At 49.1% G+C, this 16,554-nt stretch carries 11 protein-coding genes; 6 read left to right on the top strand and 5 right to left on the bottom strand.

Going from position 1 to position 16,554, the window contains the following annotated elements; genetic code table 11:
• Positions 1 to 2 precede the first annotated feature (2 nt).
• Both BUB27_RS09115 and metE read right to left on the bottom strand, forming a co-directional pair.
• Positions 3 to 1,013: a zinc-binding alcohol dehydrogenase family protein gene (locus BUB27_RS09115; RefSeq protein ID WP_143183737.1), complete on the bottom strand. Its 1,011-nt coding sequence runs from the start codon at positions 1,011 to 1,013 to the stop codon at positions 3 to 5.
• Between the two features lie 107 nt (positions 1,014 to 1,120).
• Positions 1,121 to 3,421 carry a 5-methyltetrahydropteroyltriglutamate--homocysteine S-methyltransferase gene (metE, locus tag BUB27_RS09110; RefSeq protein WP_143183736.1) on the bottom strand — a complete coding sequence of 767 codons (2,301 nt, stop codon included), beginning with the start codon at positions 3,419 to 3,421 and terminating at the stop codon, positions 1,121 to 1,123.
• A gap of 100 nt (positions 3,422 to 3,521) precedes the next feature.
• On the opposite strand from metE, the gene BUB27_RS09105 reads away from it, so the two are divergent.
• Positions 3,522 to 4,448, top strand: coding sequence for a LysR family transcriptional regulator (locus BUB27_RS09105; protein WP_143183494.1), 927 nt, complete (start codon positions 3,522 to 3,524; stop codon positions 4,446 to 4,448).
• A 37-nt stretch (positions 4,449 to 4,485) separates the two neighbouring features.
• Entirely contained in the window at positions 4,486 to 5,826 is a 1,341-nt protein-coding gene (gene xseA / locus BUB27_RS09100) for an exodeoxyribonuclease VII large subunit (protein WP_143183493.1), read from the top strand.
• Here xseA and BUB27_RS09095 read toward each other — a convergent pair whose 3' ends face one another.
• Both BUB27_RS09095 and BUB27_RS09090 read right to left on the bottom strand, forming a co-directional pair.
• Positions 5,827 to 9,429, bottom strand: coding sequence for a PVC-type heme-binding CxxCH protein (locus BUB27_RS09095; protein ID WP_143183492.1), 3,603 nt, complete (start codon positions 9,427 to 9,429; stop codon positions 5,827 to 5,829).
• 102 nt (positions 9,430 to 9,531) lie between these two features.
• Positions 9,532 to 10,440, bottom strand: coding sequence for a helix-turn-helix transcriptional regulator (locus BUB27_RS09090; RefSeq protein ID WP_143183491.1), 909 nt, complete (start codon positions 10,438 to 10,440; stop codon positions 9,532 to 9,534).
• Positions 10,441 to 10,576: 136 nt separating this feature from the next.
• On the opposite strand from BUB27_RS09090, the gene BUB27_RS09085 reads away from it, so the two are divergent.
• Positions 10,577 to 11,437, top strand: coding sequence for a phosphoenolpyruvate hydrolase family protein (locus BUB27_RS09085; protein WP_143183490.1), 861 nt, complete (start codon positions 10,577 to 10,579; stop codon positions 11,435 to 11,437).
• A gap of 7 nt (positions 11,438 to 11,444) precedes the next feature.
• Here BUB27_RS09085 and BUB27_RS09080 read toward each other — a convergent pair whose 3' ends face one another.
• On the bottom strand, positions 11,445 to 12,578 hold the full coding sequence (locus BUB27_RS09080) for a hypothetical protein (protein ID WP_143183489.1): 1,134 nt from the start codon (positions 12,576 to 12,578) through the stop codon (positions 11,445 to 11,447).
• A gap of 295 nt (positions 12,579 to 12,873) precedes the next feature.
• Here BUB27_RS09080 and BUB27_RS09075 point away from each other — a divergent pair, with 295 nt between their 5' ends.
• The 3 genes from BUB27_RS09075 (at position 12,874) to BUB27_RS09065 (ending at position 16,515) form a co-directional block, all read left to right on the top strand.
• The gene (locus tag BUB27_RS09075) at positions 12,874 to 14,124 is read left to right on the top strand and encodes a formylglycine-generating enzyme family protein (RefSeq protein ID WP_159434888.1); all 1,251 of its coding nucleotides are present in this window, start codon (positions 12,874 to 12,876) and stop codon (positions 14,122 to 14,124) included.
• A gap of 88 nt (positions 14,125 to 14,212) precedes the next feature.
• Positions 14,213 to 15,499 (top strand): formylglycine-generating enzyme family protein, encoded by a 1,287-nt coding sequence (locus BUB27_RS09070; protein WP_200797096.1) that lies wholly within the window; start codon positions 14,213 to 14,215, stop codon positions 15,497 to 15,499.
• Between the two features lie 74 nt (positions 15,500 to 15,573).
• The gene (locus BUB27_RS09065) at positions 15,574 to 16,515 is read left to right on the top strand and encodes an FAD:protein FMN transferase (protein ID WP_159434887.1); all 942 of its coding nucleotides are present in this window, start codon (positions 15,574 to 15,576) and stop codon (positions 16,513 to 16,515) included.
• Positions 16,516 to 16,554: the final 39 nt, after the last annotated feature.

The raw sequence follows: 16,554 nt of genomic DNA, 5'->3' as shown, positions 1-16,554 counted from the left end.
TTTCATTGCCAGTCCTGAAGGGCTGTTTTTCCGATGCTGGATGAGGACTCCTGCAACTGATGCGCCTTCATCAGGTTTTCTGGTGAAATCGGGGAGAGTACTTGATTCAGGGTGGTGCGGATTTTTCCCGTATCGACCAGTTTCGCTACTTTACTAAGAATTTGCTGCTGCTTTTGGATGTCCTCAGTCGTGAACATGGAACGGGTGAACATGAATTCCCAGTGAATGCTGGCAGATTTCCTTTTCAGGGGGTCTCCTATGTAGAGCGGCCCTGATGGCTCCACGATAAGCGCAATATGTCCCTGCGGGGCGATAATTTCCCCAGTGAGTTCCCAGTAAGCGTCAGTATCGAAGTAATTGGCTACGTAGTTGACGGCAGGGAAGCCCAATTCGCTGAGTTGTGACTGGATGTCTTCGCGGTGATTGATGATGTGATCGGCCCCCATTTCTTGGCACCAATCGGATGACTCTTGTCTAGATGACGTAGTTATGACCGTTAGCCCTGCTAGTTTGGCTAGCTGGATAGCGATGGAGCCGACTCCGCCAGCACCTCCGATAATGAATATGCTCTTGCCGGCTTGATTGCCATCGGGATCGATTCCCATCCGCTCGTATAGAGACTCCCAGGCCGTCAAGGCAGTCAAAGGAAGTGCAGCAGCCTCTGCTGCACTTAGTGATTCAGGTCGTTTGGCCACGATCCGGGAATCGATGAGCTGAAGTTCCGCATTTGAACCTGGGCGGGTAACGTCGCCTGCATAGTAGACTTTGTCGCCGACTGATAGAGAGTCTACTAATTCTCCGGTTTCTATGACGGCCCCAGCCGCATCGTAACCGAGGGTCTTTGCCTCATCGGTTCCGCTAGGCCTCACTTTGGTATCTACCGGATTCATAGCCACCGCCTCGATAGAGACGAGAATGTCATAACCAGATGCTTGAGGTCTGGGGAGCTCAATGAAATCTGCGCAATAGGGGAGCTCTGTGTTAGGAGACGGTGAAAATTGGATGGCTCTCATCATGCTGCATAGTCGGCGCATTGCCTCATGATTGCAAATACTCTGTGCAGCACAAAATGACTGGCACGCCTCTCCCCCCGAAAAGACGTGCCAGCTTTGATGTGTCTCTAGTGAGACACAAATTTTTCGCTTAAGTTAGCTCGTGCGGAGAGGGTGGCTTGAACGAGATGTTTCAAAGAGGCTATCGTCTCAGGCCAGGCTCTTGTTTTCAGTCCGCAGTCCGGATTGATCCACAAACGCTCCGCCGGGATATGCTGGAGGGCTCTCTGAATGAGGTCGGAGATTTCTTCTACAGAAGGCACACGAGGTGAGTGGATGTCCCAGACTCCTGGACCAATCTCGTTCGGATAGTTTTTCTGTTGGAAGACGTCGAGTAGAGCCATGCGGTTCCTCGTCGTTTCGATGGAGATGACATCCGCATCAAGATCGATGATGGTGTCAAAAATCGCATCAAACTGCGAGTAACACATATGCGTGTGGATCTGTGTCGAGTCTTCCACTCCCGATGTTGAAATCAGGAATGAATGGCATGATTCCTCCAAGTAGGCTGCTTGTTCGTCTTTCCTGAGCGGAAGTCCTTCACGGAGGGCGGCTTCATCAAGTTGGATGATCTTAGTACCAGAGGCTTCCAGATCAAGAACTTCATCCCTGAGTGCGAGTGCAATCTGCTGAGACACTTCAATGCGAGGTATATCCGTGCGGATGAAAGACCATTGCAGGATCGTTGTGGTGCCCGTCAACATGCCTTTGACTGGCTTGTTGGTCAGGGATTGCGCATATCTGATCCAATCCAAGGTAATTGCTTTGGGGCGATGAACATCACCCCAGATAATAGGTGGCTTGGTGCAGCGTGATCCATAGGATTGTACCCAGCCAAACTCAGTGACCGCAAAGCCCTCCAAACCTTCCGCAAAGTACTCGACCATATCATTACGCTCAAATTCGCCATGGACGAGGACATCCAGCCCGAGCTTTTCTTGATGTTCGATACATTCCTTGGTCTTTTGTTGGAGGAAGCTTTGATACTGAGCGTGTGATAATCCACCTTTTCGGAACTTAGCTCGCGCTTGGCGGATTTCAGAAGTCTGCGGGAAGGAGCCAATCGTGGTGGTGGGGAGTAAGGGGAGCTTAAGCTGTTCGCGCTGTGACTTCTGACGTGTCTCGAAGGCAGTACGCTTTAGAGTGATTTTTGGCAGTTCTGTGGACACTCGCTGACGGACTGAATCTACATAGGAGCCGGCCGCTGTCTTTCTGCTCTCGATGAGCGTTGCATTGTGAGCAAACCTTGATTCCTCATGATCATCATTGAAAAGCCGTGAAAGTAGGGATACTTCATTGAGTTTCTCTTTTGCGAAGGCCAGCCAATTGAGGATGTTAGCATCAAGATGGTTCTCAGAATCAAGCTGATGGGGAACATGCTGTAGCGAGCATGAGGTTCCAATCCAGATTAGTTCTTTGGGCACGCGTGAGGCTACTTGTTCTATCGTAGCTCGGCTCTGATTGAGATCATTGATCCAGATGTTCTGTGCATCCACGATTCCGATAGAGAGAACCTTGCCTTCAGGCAGATAGCGGGCAGCAGTGCAAATATCCTCTGGGGCTGATACCGCATCAATGTGGAATCCCTCCACTGGTAAAGTGAGAGTGCGGTTCAGGTTGTTCGCGATTTTGCCGTAATAGCTAGCGAGGAGAATGTTTGGACGTGTCCCCGTGTTGCTCAGATAGTCGTAAGCAGAAGCTAGAGCCTTGTGTTGCTCTGGTGAGAGGTCACAGCTGAGAATTGGTTCATCGATTTGAATCCATTCCACACCCTCAGCTTTGATCTCTTGGAGCAATTTTGCATAGTGAGGCAACAGCTCCGGTAGTCGGCTCAACGGGTTGATCTGGCTTCCACGGGCTGGTCTGGATAGGCTCAGTAGTGTGACTGGTCCAATGAGAACTGGCTTGGGATTGTGGCCTAGTTCGATCGCCTCTCTTATTGGAATCAGGATGTGATCCGGATTGAGCGTGAAGTCTATTTTTTCAGAGATCTCTGGTACCAGGTAGTGGTAATTGGTATTGAACCATTTTGTGAGAGCAAGTGCGGCATGGTCTTTGTTGCCTCTAGCTAAACTGAAGTAGTCGTCTAGTGAGACCGCGGTATTTGAGAGGCCGAATCTTTCAGGCACGATTCCAAAGACGCAAGCTGTATCTAGCACCTGGTCATAGAAGGAAAAGTCATTGGTGGTGACGAAGCTTAGTCCGGCACCTTGCTGCTCCTGCCAGTGACGTTGACGTAGCTCGGAAGCTGTTTGCTCAAGTTCATCGCGGGTAATCTTGGAGGACCAGTATTTCTCCAATGCCCATTTGAGTTCTCGCTGGGCACCGATCCTTGGGTAACCGCCGATATGTGTGGTGAGTGATTTCATAACGGCCATGATGATGGGGGATGGATCAACATGAGTATAATGAAAGTTATGCGGTGACATTATTAGTTGAAATAATGATGGGGCTGGATAGCTTGCATTCATGAGCATCTTGGAGATTCGTCATTTTGATACCCTCATGGCTATTGCGGAAACGGGAAGTGTGACTCGGGCGTCAGAGCGCTTGTGTCTCAGCCAGAGTGCTTTGTCGCATCAGGTAAAAGCTCTGGAAGAGGAGTATGGGGGAGAACTATTCATCCGTAAAACCTCACCGATCCAATGGACGCGATTAGGAGAGCGCTTGTTAGGACTGTCTTACGACGTCAGAAGACTCGTGACAGATGCCGAACGGGACTTGAGCAAGATTCAGCAAGGTGTGGCCGGACAATTACGCATCGCGGTGGAATGTCATTCATGTTTCGACTGGCTTATGCCGGCCATGGATATGTTTCGCAGGGCGTGGCCCGAGGTGGAGATGGATCTGATCTCAGGATTCCATGCTGATCCGGGCGGTCTGCTCGATGAGGGGAGGGCGGATTTGGTAATCATTTCACAGAAGTCCCGCCGCAAGGAGACCGACTTTTATCCCTTGTTCCAGTTTGAAATGCCTTGCTTGCTGGCTAACGATCATCCCTTGGCGAAAAAGGAGTATCTGACGGCGCGTGATTTTGAGATGGAGACCTTGATAACCTATCCTATTCCGGAGGAACGTATGGATGTTTACCGTAAGGTACTGCGCCCAGGAGGTGTACAGCCAAGAGACACCAGACGTACTGAACTGACCGTCGCAATTCTGCAGTTAGTGGCCAGCAAACGAGGGGTATCTGTCCTACCACGCTGGGCAGTGGCCAAGTATCTGGACGAGGGTTATATCTGTGAACGCAAGATCACCAAGAACGGATTACTAAGTGAACTCTACGCGGCAATTCGCCGTGAGAGCTCTCATCAGGCCTATATGCAGGATTTCATGCGCATGATGAAGGTGACTATGGGAGGCATGTTCTCCGACGTAAAGATTCTGGATAATTGAAATTGAGCTTCTGACGAGGTGGCTACAGACTCAGTCAATGGCTGATGAGAAGACTTTGACAGTGACCAGGCTCGTTCGGAAGATGCGTAATCTTCTGGAGATCGAGCTTGGTGAGGTATGGGTGGAAGGTGAAGTCTCAAACTTACGCAGACAGGCGAGCGGCCACATCTACTTCACTCTGAAGGATGAAAATGCCCAGATGAGCTGTGTGATGTTCCGAGGCAATGCCGTGAAGTCCAAAGTTCAGCCAGAAAACGGCATGCAGGTGAAGTTGTTTGGTGAGGTGTCGGTCTACGAAGCCAGGGGCAGCGTACAGTTGATTGTGCGCTCTGTGGAAAATGCAGGCGAGGGGGAACTGCAGGCAAAGTTCGAAGCCTTGAAGCGCAAGCTTGATGCCGAGGGACTGTTTGATCAGGATAAGAAGAAGTCTCTGCCACCTTTCCCCATGAGAGTAGGGCTCATTACTTCTGGTACAGGAGCAGCACTGCAGGATATGCTGCATGTGTTAGAGCGTAGAGCGCCGTGGGTTCAACCTGTCCTTTATCCAGTCCAGGTGCAGGGTAAAGGGGCCGAGATGGGGATTGCCAAGGCGATTGATGAATGGAGCGAATGGGAGGAAAACGGTTTGCCTCAGGTGGATGTGCTCATTGTGGGGCGTGGTGGCGGATCGCTTGAGGACCTGTGGAATTTCAATGAAGAGGTCGTAGCTCGTGCCATTGCTGCTTGTAGTTTGCCGATTGTCAGCGCGGTGGGACATGAGATTGATTTTACGATTGCTGATTTTTTAGCGGATATGCGCGCGCCAACACCAAGTGCTGCTGCAGAAATTGTGGTTCCCGATGGTGACGAACTCAGGGATAGACTGAGTAACTTATCTACGCTGATGAACCGTAGGGTTGAAAGTGAGATCAGACATTTTGATACGACCATCGCTTCTATGCGTCGCGGGGCCTTGTCTCGTTCAGTAGATAGACTCTTACTGGAGCCCATGCAGCGTGTGGCTCAGCTGGGCAGAGATTTGGAACTCGCCGTGGAGGATCAAGTGAGTGAGCAGGAATTACGTGTCCGCGAGGTGAGGCTCAGGCATGCCAATGTGCATCCCGAGAGAGTAATCGAACGCCGTGAGGAATATCTACAGAGCAAAAAGTCAGCTCTGGAGAATGTACTGCAATCTACCCTACAGCGCATGTCTGATAAGCTGCAAAGAAAGGCGGACCTCCTCAGGACACTTGGGCCAGAGAGTGCCTTTGCCCGCGGGTTTTCTGTAACCACGGACAAAGACGGTAAGATCATCAAAAGTATTTCCAAGATGAAAGAGGGGGATGTCATCGTGACCCGACTTGGGGATGGCACCAAGGAGTCAGTTATAAAAGAGTAACTACTTTCTACTCTCAATCTGTTGGGGGCTCAGGCAAGTATCATAGAGCTTCAGGGAATGGATAGCGCCCGAGAACATCGGGTCATTGAACTGTGATCTGCCAATCCAGTTGTTGTTGTTTGTGAATTTTGTGAGGTCGAGCCCATCCGGTAATGGGCTTGTACCTACGAGTGCTTGATCAACGTACAGGCTCATTTCACTTGCGGTAAAGGTGGCAATCACTCGGTGTTTTTTTCCTGGAGTCAGTGGCGACTTACCATCGATAAAGAGCTCTTTACCTTTACCACGGGCAGCGAGTCGAACTCGTTTGTTCTGTGCATTCATCGGGATCAGAGTGATGTAATCCGACTTGGAGGCTCCATTGGATTTATCCTCACCATGATCACTTGTTCCGAAGCTCCATGCCTCGGCCCAAGGTTTATTCTCTTTGACAGTGAGTTCTATTTCTACGGATAGAGAGCCTAGTACAGCTGACTTGGCCAAGTCGCTGATTAGATTGTTAGGAAGATCAAGATAGGAATCATGTTTGATCTCTGTCGTCTTCTCTCCCTTGTTGGTCGAAAGGTTGTCGGCTTGGCCTGCTGCTGAACCAATACGCTTGGCGTCTTTCTTGCCGATTTGGTCTTGGAGACTTTGGTCCAACTCATAGGAGTGCTTCGCTTTTTGCGCACTACCCGAGAAGTCTTTAGCGGTGAATGGATCTTTACGTCCTGCCAGCTCCTTGCGAATGCGGGTGACTTCACTGACCGCAATATCTCCGAGCTGGTTGTCCCAGCTATTGCGCACATAGCTGAGAACATCGGCGATTTCTTGATCGCTCAGGGATTCTTGAGCTGGCATTCCACCATTGAACTCCTTGCCTTTTACTTTGATTGGACCATTGAGACCTTTGAGTACGACCTTGATACTGTCCTCGTGATTTCTGGAGAGCCATTCGGAGCCGTTGAGCGGAGGAAAGGCACCCGGCACGCCATCACCATTGGGTTGATGGCAAGCGATACAGGTAGCTTTCTCATAGACTTTGGCTCCACGCATGGCGCTGGCAGACGGGGGGAGTTTTTTCTTAACTACGGTTGCTTTATGAGCGGATTCCCCATGGGCCACGAAGGTGACGAGTACGGCCTGCTTGAGTGTGGGGTCAGATAATAGTTCCGATTTCAAAGGCTTCAGTTGCTTGAGGATGTCATCTGATTTTGGAACGCTGGCGAGGTAGAGAAGTGCGGCTTTCTTTTCTGGCGCTGTATACTCAGACAGATCTTGGATCAGCTTTAGTGAGGTAGCGAGGGTTTTCGGTAAATAGGTGAGCACCGCGGACTTGATTCCTGGTGTTTCATAACGAAGACAAGGCGAGAGAATTTGTTCGATTTCATTTTCAGATAGTCGTTGCCCTAAAATGTGGATGCTGTGTAAGCAGGCTTGGTCATCATTGCGGAGCTTCGCAATGAGCAGATTCTTTACCTCGCTGAAATCTCCGCCTAACAGAAGTCGTTGAGCTGTTACTCTCCAGAAGAAGTCTGGGTGATTCAAAGCTTCGACACATTGCTTCTTTGTCTGAAGTGAGGGAGTGGCGATAGGCTTTGAGCTTATTGGAGAGATTCGGTAGATGCGGCCATGACTACGGTCTCTTTCTGGAGTGAGATAGGCGTTGCCTTTACCTTTCGTTTGTTCATCTCCATAGACGTTGTGCTGCACGATGGCATTGTACCAGTCCGCGATATACACGGCGCCGTCTGGGCCTACTTCTGCCGCTACTGGTGCTGACCAAGAATCAGCGGATGCGTAAATATTCTGGTAGGTGTTTGAAATCTTAAATCCCGCGCCGTGGCGCTCAAATTGAGGGGATGACACGAGTTTACCAGTCGGTTCACAAATGAGTGCGCGTTTGTTTTTCCAACTCTCTGGGAACAGGCTCCCATTGTAAATGGTGTGACCAGCTGCGGCTGTGAAGCCGTTTTTGACGTCAACTTGGAGGAAATCGAAGGTGATAGGGTAGATTCTGTTTTGACTGTCAGCACGCGGTGTTCTGGGCTGCTTTAGATTATTGTAAAATCGATTCGGGACATCGACATAGAAGGATGGGTTGTTGTTGGCGGTAGAACCCACAAGCTCACCTTCTGCAGTCATAGAAAGCCCCCAAGTATTGTTTGTCGTTCCCTGCAGGAACTCGAAATCTGAGCCGTCCTCCTTGAAGCGGAAGACTCCTTGTCTGAAATGGATGTCTTTGCCTCCGACCTTTGTTTTCATGCCGGAATAACCGCAGGTGGCATAGATCCAGCCATTGAGGCCGTAGCGCAAGTTGGATACACAGGCGTGCGTGTCCCAGAGCTGGATGCCTTTGAAGATGACTCTGCGTTTGTCTGCTTTGCCGTCTCCATTGGTATCGGTCAATGCGACCATTTCGTCGAGATCCGTTGTAATGCATCCACCTTTGATGGGCAGTACTGAAGTGGCGATGGACAAACCTTCTGCAAAGGTAGAGAACTTGTCGGCTTGTCCGTCTCCGTCTGTATCCTCGGCGATACGAATACGGTCCTTTCCAGGTTTGTTAGAGATAAAGCTATTCGGGTAATCATAGGCTTCAACAACCCACATCCGTCCTTTTTCATCCCAATTGATAGCAATCGGGTTGATGATGTCTGGCTCGCTGGCAAATAGTTGGAGATCCATGTCTGCGGGAACCTGGGTTAACTGCATGGATTCAGTGACACTGAGTGCTTTTTGAAGATGAGTGTGGGGGACTTTACGGTCAAGTGGTTCGCCCCAGCTCTTCGCATGGATGATGCTGACTTCAGTCTTTTGGTATTCTAGCTTTGGCAGACTGACAGCTTTGAAAGCTTTGCTTTTTTCTTCGCCTACAGCCCATACAATACCGCGATAGACTAAGTCCTGGTAACCTTCGTGATTCCAGCAGCGTTCGTCATGACCGCTTGCCGTGTAAAATATCCGACCTTTGCCATTGGTTCTGACCCAGGTCCACGGTTCGTCCTCGCGCTTCATCAAGACATGCTTGTCCGGATTGATCTTCTGATGAACATAGCTTTCGTCCCATACCTTGTAACTCTCGAAGCCCTTCATGACCTCATGATCATGATCGACGATCCTGGGTTCGAAGACGCCTCTTCCATGGGATTTAAACTGGGCTCCAAGTAGTTTGATGTAGGCGTCAGAGTTTGGAAAACAGCCGCATGCTGAGTGAAGGAAGACACAGCCACCACCATTTTTAGAATAATCTAATAGGGCTAACTCTTGTTCCTTGGCGAGAAAGTCGTTGTTCCCGTAAATGAGAAGAGCATCATAAAGGGCTAGGTTCTTTTGGTTAAGTGCATTGAGATCTTCCGTATAGGTGAAGTTGATGCCTTTGGGGCCAAGTGCTTTGCGAATAATTTGAAAGCGTGTAACTGGATGGTGTCCACTTGGGACTGGTCCTAAGAAGAGAACCTCCAGTCTTTTGGTGGCCCTCTTACCACCCTCATTGGCTTCAAGATCTTTGCCTGCTGATTGACTGTGTACGGATAGCGTAAAGAGAACCGAGAAGAGCAGAGTGCAGAAACTGTAAAAGCCAATGCGTATCAATTTATGGAGTGATGGAGTAGTGAAGTTCATGTGTTGCTGAATACAGACTCAAACTCTCTCATTCTTTCTCAGCTGCAAGCAGATGTGGATTGGTGTGAGTTAGTTGGGGATCTTTCTGATGGAATATGGGTTCTAGCCGAGTGTGCGTCTGATCCCTGCCTGATCCGCCCTGAATGTAGAGGGCTGGACACCGAATTCTCTCTTAAAAGCCGTGCTGAAGACGATCGGGTTTTTGTAGCCTACATCGTAAGCGATTGATTCGATTTTATGATCTGATGTTACTAACAAGGCTGCTGCTCTCTGCATGCGTAACCAGCGTAATTGCTGTATAGGGCTACGCCCATGTTGGGAGTGGCACAAGCGTCTCAAGTGCTCGCCACTCATGCAGGCTTCTTTCGCCATCAGTGGTAAGTCCCAATCTTTGTCCAAGCGATCTTCAACTGCGCTCCATAGCCTCCATAGACGGTCATCACTACGGTAGGGAGCAATGAACTCGCTGACATAGATATGAATCAAGCGAACCCATTGTTGGGTAATCGCGAAACGATTGCGGGTGGTGGCCTCAGTCAGCATACCCTGCATGGCCGAAAAGAATTGATCGCTTTCAAAAGGGGCTACAACTGGCTGGGTAGAATTAATCAGTGGGATTTGGCCCTCCGGATGTTCATAGCGTACCCAGCAAAAGTCCCATGGTATTCCCTCGATACAGTGAAAGGCATTTGTGGTGTAGGCTGGCAGCAGGCACGCTTCACCGGGCGAAGTAAGGTGCCACCCTTTATCGGTTAGAATACGGCCACGGCCTTGCGTAGTAACCATAAAGAAAGCTCCCTTTTGTCGCATTCTAACAACCTCGTATGGAGATCTGGCATGCATAATACCGGCATGCTCCATTTGGAACTGCTGCAGAGCATTGCACACAGGTTGTTGGATGATCCAGTCTCTGGAGTCATGGTCATGTGCACGAACGCACTGAAGGGTGGTATCTTGGCCGAAAATGTGTGTTTCCGAGAGGCTGCATTCCTTTTGATTAGAGGGATTCATTATTAAAACTCTAGCACAGGAGTTGAGCCAATGTGGATCTTTAAATGGTAGAGGTGGGCACAAATGAGGGCATTTCTCTGGAGATACGTGAAATCCAGCTGTAGATCGTTACTTAAGATACCAATTACAAGTCACTATGCCGAATCCATGGACAGGAAAGGGGAACCCCTACACGAGAGAGGAAGTCATCGAGCGACTTCAAGCTACTTTAACATCAGGCCAATCGATCATTGCCGCGGGTGCTGGTACGGGGATCAGTGCCAAGTTTATCGAAAAAGGTGGAGCGGACTTTCTGATTATTTATAACTCGGGTCGTTTTCGTATGGCTGGGCACGGTTCCACAGCTGGCATGATGTCCTATGGAGATGCGAATGCGATAGCCATGGAGATTGGCGAATATGAAGTGCTTCCAGTCGTGGAAGAAATCCCGGTTCTTTGTGGGGTTAACGCCACGGACCCTAGGCGTAGAATGTGGCATTGGCTTCTCAAGGTGAAGGAAATGGGCTTTTCGGGAGTGAACAATTTTCCTACGCATACTCTAGTGGACGGTCATTTCGGTCGAGTTTTGGAAGAAACGGGAATGGGTGTGGAAAAAGAAGTCGAGATGGTGGCCTTGGCTCGCAAGATGGATTTGTTTACTTCGGTTTACGTGACGACCCCTGAACAGGCTTCCGCGATGGCGAAAGCTGGTGCAGATTCCATCATTGCTCACGTAGGCACCACCGTTGGCGGGTCAATCGGAGTGACCAATGCCGTATGCTCGATGGAAGATGCCGCGAAGAGGACTCAGGATATTATTGATGCCGCAAAGAACGTCCGGGAAGACATCATCTTTTTATCACATGGCGGCCCTATTTGTACTCCTGAGGATGCAGCCTATATCAATCAGCACACAGATACTGTGGGATTCGTAGGGGCATCGAGCATCGAGAGACTCGGGGTAGAGGAATCGATCATGAATCTAACCAAAGATTTTAAGTCTATCCCAATTGAGTAGCAGGTCATTACCTGGACGTAGCGACTTTTTTATATGCTTCATGGTGGTTCAGCAGAATGGCATGGGCACGTTGCTTTTCTCGTGAGCTGAGTTCGGGTAAGCTTGGGCGATTATTATCAGAAGTGAGAATCGTATGTAGATCCTCAAGCACCTTTTGTTTGATTGGTGTGGGGAGATACTCGAAACTTTTACTAAAAATCATATAGCTGCAACGGTACTTGAACATGCGCCGTTGCATTCTGAGTTCGCGTAAGCTGTGACCATCATACTCCATACCAGCTGCGATGAAATCTCTCTCGAACTCTTTTGAGCCTTGGATTCCATCGACAGGAACTAGAGCCTCATCTGCGAATAACATAACCTTGAGTATACCCTCTGCGTAGGAGTGAATCGCTTTGGAGAGGGCTTCACTAGTGTAGTCAACCTTACCATCGTACAGAGCCTTGTGCAGATACACTTGTCGCTCGAAATTTGTCTTTGCAGCGTAGCATGTATTGTGAAATTCGATTTGATGCTCCATGACCATCAGCGCAGTGATGTCACTTCCAGGTGCCAAATAGTTGTCTGTTTTGATGTATTCTGTTAGGTCTTCTAGATTGCTTCCATGAGAGTTGTTAAATCGGTTTCCTTCTTTGACCCATTTGTTGCCGAGGTGCTTGGCTGAGCCGTGTTTCCCAGTGACATACCATCCACCCCAGCGCTCGGAGACCGGGCTCGATGGTGTAGTGAGATGGTCTCCCCAAGAGAGAATGGGCTGGCCTTCTTTATCGGGGTAGACGGAACGCACCAGTAGACCAGGGATCTCCTTGGTTCTGGAGTTTGCGTGACACAGCAGACATTCGCTGGAGCGTACGAATTTTCTTTGTTCGGGCGCTTCGTTCGGGTTGAGACTGTAAAACATCATCCCCGTGGGATCATCACAGGCGACTACTTCAATCAGACCACCAGGTACATAACCTACATAAAAATCCCTGTTAAAGTAGATAGCCCGAGGGTTCTTTGGGGTAATCAGGTCACGCTGCAAACTTGTTTTGGAAAATACCAGCGTCTGTGATGAGGTGGGAATGCCCAATTCATCCAGAAGAGACTTGAGAAGCTCTTTTGGGCTACTACCTGGCAAGGTTCTTCGTTGCTCATCCATTGCAGCTTGCAGCCGGCTGATGGTATTGGATTCTTGGGCCTTGCTATAGTTGCTCGGTTGTAGCTCATAATTGGGCTGACCATATAAAGCACTATGGGAGACAGCTATGAGTAAAAATAATCTTTGGAGATAGAGGTGCATTATTCTGATTCAGAGGAAGACTCGGTTAAGTCTGAATATCAGCGAAGACTCGCTTTGGACAAGTATACATACGTGCTGTGTGTCAGCTTTTGTCAGAATCTAGTGGTCAGCTTTCTTCTTCTGTAGGTATTCGAAGGTAATGAAAAGAATACGAATGATGGAAGGTATTGTGGGAAATATGCGCATTGCCTTCAAATTTTTTAGCTTACTGTTGTTTCCAATTCTTGACGTGGCATGTAATGATTCTCTGGATAGTTACACGCTTAACAAAGAGGGGAGACTTCTTTTTGGTTTAGAGAAATATCAGGTCACTAATGTCGATGGTGAAGCTGTACCTCCGCAAGAGAATATGCCTGCGAACCTACGAGCTAAACATCGCTTGGATATTACTAAGCAGGTTTATGATCTCATCATCAGGAATCCTGATCCCAAGTCGGAATCTGAGATGAAGACCTATGAAGAGGCTGTGCCTCTCGCGAATGGCTATACTTTGAAAATGGTCGCCATACCTGGTGGCGAGTTTACCATGGGCTCACCTGAGGGGGAAAAAGGTAGAAAAGAGGATGAGGGGCCACAAAGAAACTTGTCCATTGAGCCGATGTGGGTTTGCGAAATTGAAATCCCTTGGGCTGTCTATCGCTCGTATTACACGAATGGTGAAGCCCGTAAGGACGATGGCACTCTCAAAGAGATTGAGCCTGATACACCATTGACCTCACTGATCAGTCAACCCACTCCTCAAGTAAAAGATATGTTCGTCAGCGGAAGCTTTTCGAGCGAGGATGAATATCCGGCCATGAACATGACTAATCATGCTGCCAATAAATTCTGCCAATGGCTGAGTGCTCAGACGGGGCATTACTATCGTTTACCCACAGAGGCCGAATGGGAGTATGCCTGCCGAGCTGGCAGTACGACTGCTTATCCATGGGGCGATGACCCCGCACAAGTAGCAGAGTATGCGTGGTATGAGGATAATGCAGATTTCACATATCAAAAAGTGAAGCTGAAGAAGCCGAATGCCTTTGGTCTTTATGACATGCTGGGAAATGTTGCCGAATGGACTCTCGATCAATACAAGCCTGATGCTTACAGGACGCCGGTTACGACAGGATTCAACTGGGTAGAGCCAGAAACCAGATATCCTAGGGTCTTCCGTGGTGGCAGCTGGAAAAGTAAACTCTCTGAAATACGTTCATCTTCGAGACAATTCTCCAGTACCGAGGAGCTCAAATGGCTGGATCCTCAAAATCCCAAAAGTGTCTGGTATTTTACTCATGGTCAGCATGTTGGCTTTAGAGTTGTCAGGCCAATGAAAACGCCGGATCTGAATACGATGCACAAACTTTGGAATACTGACGAATGGACGGATAAGATGAATAATGAGGATTGGCCTACACAGTAATGAGGAAAAGTGATGACAGATTGCTGTTGCAGGAGCAGTACTGACAGCTAAATTGACCATTCACACATTCCGCATATATTAATTACACATGAAATTTACGAGTAAACTAGCTAGTGGAACAGCGCTTGCAGTCCTTCTTACAGGCTGCGGTGAGGAACATTCCCAATATAAGCTTACTGAGCAAGGAAAGGAACTCTTCGGTGGAGTCACAGCCAACGAGCAAGCAAAGGATAAAAAAACTGAAGCTCCACAAGGCAATGGTGAGGACGCTACGGACAAGGTTTCAGCTGAGGTGGGGGGGGCTAGTGCTAAAGCTCCTGAATTGACTGGTGAAATGCTGAATGAAGACAGACTGGACCTCACCAAGAAAATCCACGCTCTGATCGCAAAAACTGCGGATCCTGCCAGCGAGGCTGAGATGAAGACCTACGAACTCTCCGTACCTAAAGCTGGCGATGCAAAAATCACCATGGTTGCCGTCCCGGGTGGTGAGTTCACCATTGGTTCACCAGAAGGTGAAGAAGGTAGGGATCCCGATGAGGGCCCTCAGCGTAAGATTCAAGTCGAGCCTATGTGGGTTTGTGAGATTGAAATTCCATGGGCTGTTTATCGTGCCTACTATGAGAATGGAGATGCTCGTAAGAAGGATGGTACCCTTAAGGAGGTAGAGCCAGATACCGAATTGGCTGACCTCGTGGCCCAGCCTACACCTCAGTACATGGACATGTTTGTTAATGGCACATTCTCTCCTGATGATGAGTATCCAGCCATGGAGATGACAAACCATGCTGCTAATAAATTCTGCCAATGGCTGAGTGCCCAGACAGGTCATTTCTACCGCCTCCCTACAGAAGCCGAGTGGGAGTATGCGTGCAGGGCGGGCAGCACTACCAAGTACTTCTGGGGTGACGATGCCTCTAAGGCCGACGAGTATGCCTGGTTTGAAGATAACAGCGATTTTACTTACCAAAAAGTCAAACTCAAGAGGCCGAATGCCTTTGGTCTCTACGATATGGTTGGTAACGTCTCTGAGTGGACTCTCGATCAGTACACTGCTGATGCCTACAAGCAGATAGAAGACGGAGCGGTAGAACCATGGGTAGTTCCGACCACACGTTATCCACGTGTATTCCGTGGTGGTAACTGGAATACAGCTGTGGACAAGCTTCGCTCAGCTTCACGTGAGCAATCCGATAAGGAGCTCAAGTACCAAGACCCACAGGTTCCCAAGAGTATCTGGTATCACACCGATGCCCAGCACGTTGGTTTCCGTATCATCCGTCCGATGAAGACTCCGAGTGCTGAAATGATGCACCGTTACTGGAATACGGATGCAGGCATCCAGAAGTTCAACCAGGAAGACCTGGGTCAATAATCAAGAACTGGAAGCTCAGGATGTATCGTCTGCTACCGTATCTTGGTTTCTTAGTCATTACGTTTCTGTCTTCCATGACGTCCTCCTCAGCGAGTGAGGATGAGTCTATCAAAGAATACGCGTTCCCTCTGATGGGGACGCGTTTTTTAGTGCGTGGTGAAGGCTTGGACGAGGAGGATGTCCGGGCTGCTGTGGAGCTAGGTAAGAAGATTAACTCTGCTTGTTCCGACTATGATGCCACCAGTGAGTTGATGAAGCTGAATCACTGGCCGGAGAATCAACCGTTCATTTTGAGCCCGATTCTGAAGGATGTTTTGGCGGAAGCATTGACCATTTCAAAGCTTACCGAGGGGGCTTATGACCCTACCGTAGGCTGGCACACATGGAACTGGAGAAAATCACGTAGAGATCATACCTTGCCAAAGCTTGAAGCTATAGCCAAAGCCAAGGCGGCTACTGGCTGGAATCAACTAGTCCTGAACTCTGAAGAGTCCACCATCACAAAACTCCTACCCAACATGAGGATTGATCTTGGAGGAATTGCCAAGGGGTATACGGCGGACAGCATCCTATCTCTGCTTCAGCAGCGCGGCATTAAGAAGGCTAGTGTGGCCGCAGGCGGTGATCTCTGCCTGGGCAAGGCTCCAAGTGGTAAAGAGGGCTGGGCGGTAAGCCTGAAAACTCTGGATGCTGAAAACAAGCTCGTGCCTCAGCAGTTGTTACTCGTTGATAAAGGGATTTCGACCTCAGGGGATATTCATCAATGGATCGAGATTGAGGGGAAGCGCTACTCACACATCGTGGATGCTGCTACAGGTCTGGGGCTTGAGAGACGAATCTCTGCGACGGTGATCGCAGACAAGACGACCTGGAGTGATGCATTGGCCACAGCTCTGTGTGTTCGGCCGGATATCATGGAGAAGCTGGTCAAAGAGGCTGGAATCAAGGCTTGGATTGTCCTTGAAGATGAAAATGGGCAAAACCAACTTATAAAATCATCCAATGCCGATAATTGATGGGTTGGATTGACGCTTCAGACTATTGAGTCTAGAAAA

The organism is Rubritalea squalenifaciens DSM 18772 (assembly GCF_900141815.1).
Classification (GTDB): Bacteria; Verrucomicrobiota; Verrucomicrobiia; order Verrucomicrobiales; family Akkermansiaceae; genus Rubritalea; species Rubritalea squalenifaciens.
Note: the sequence above shows the minus strand (reverse complement) of the source record. Positions and strands in the feature narration are given on the sequence as shown.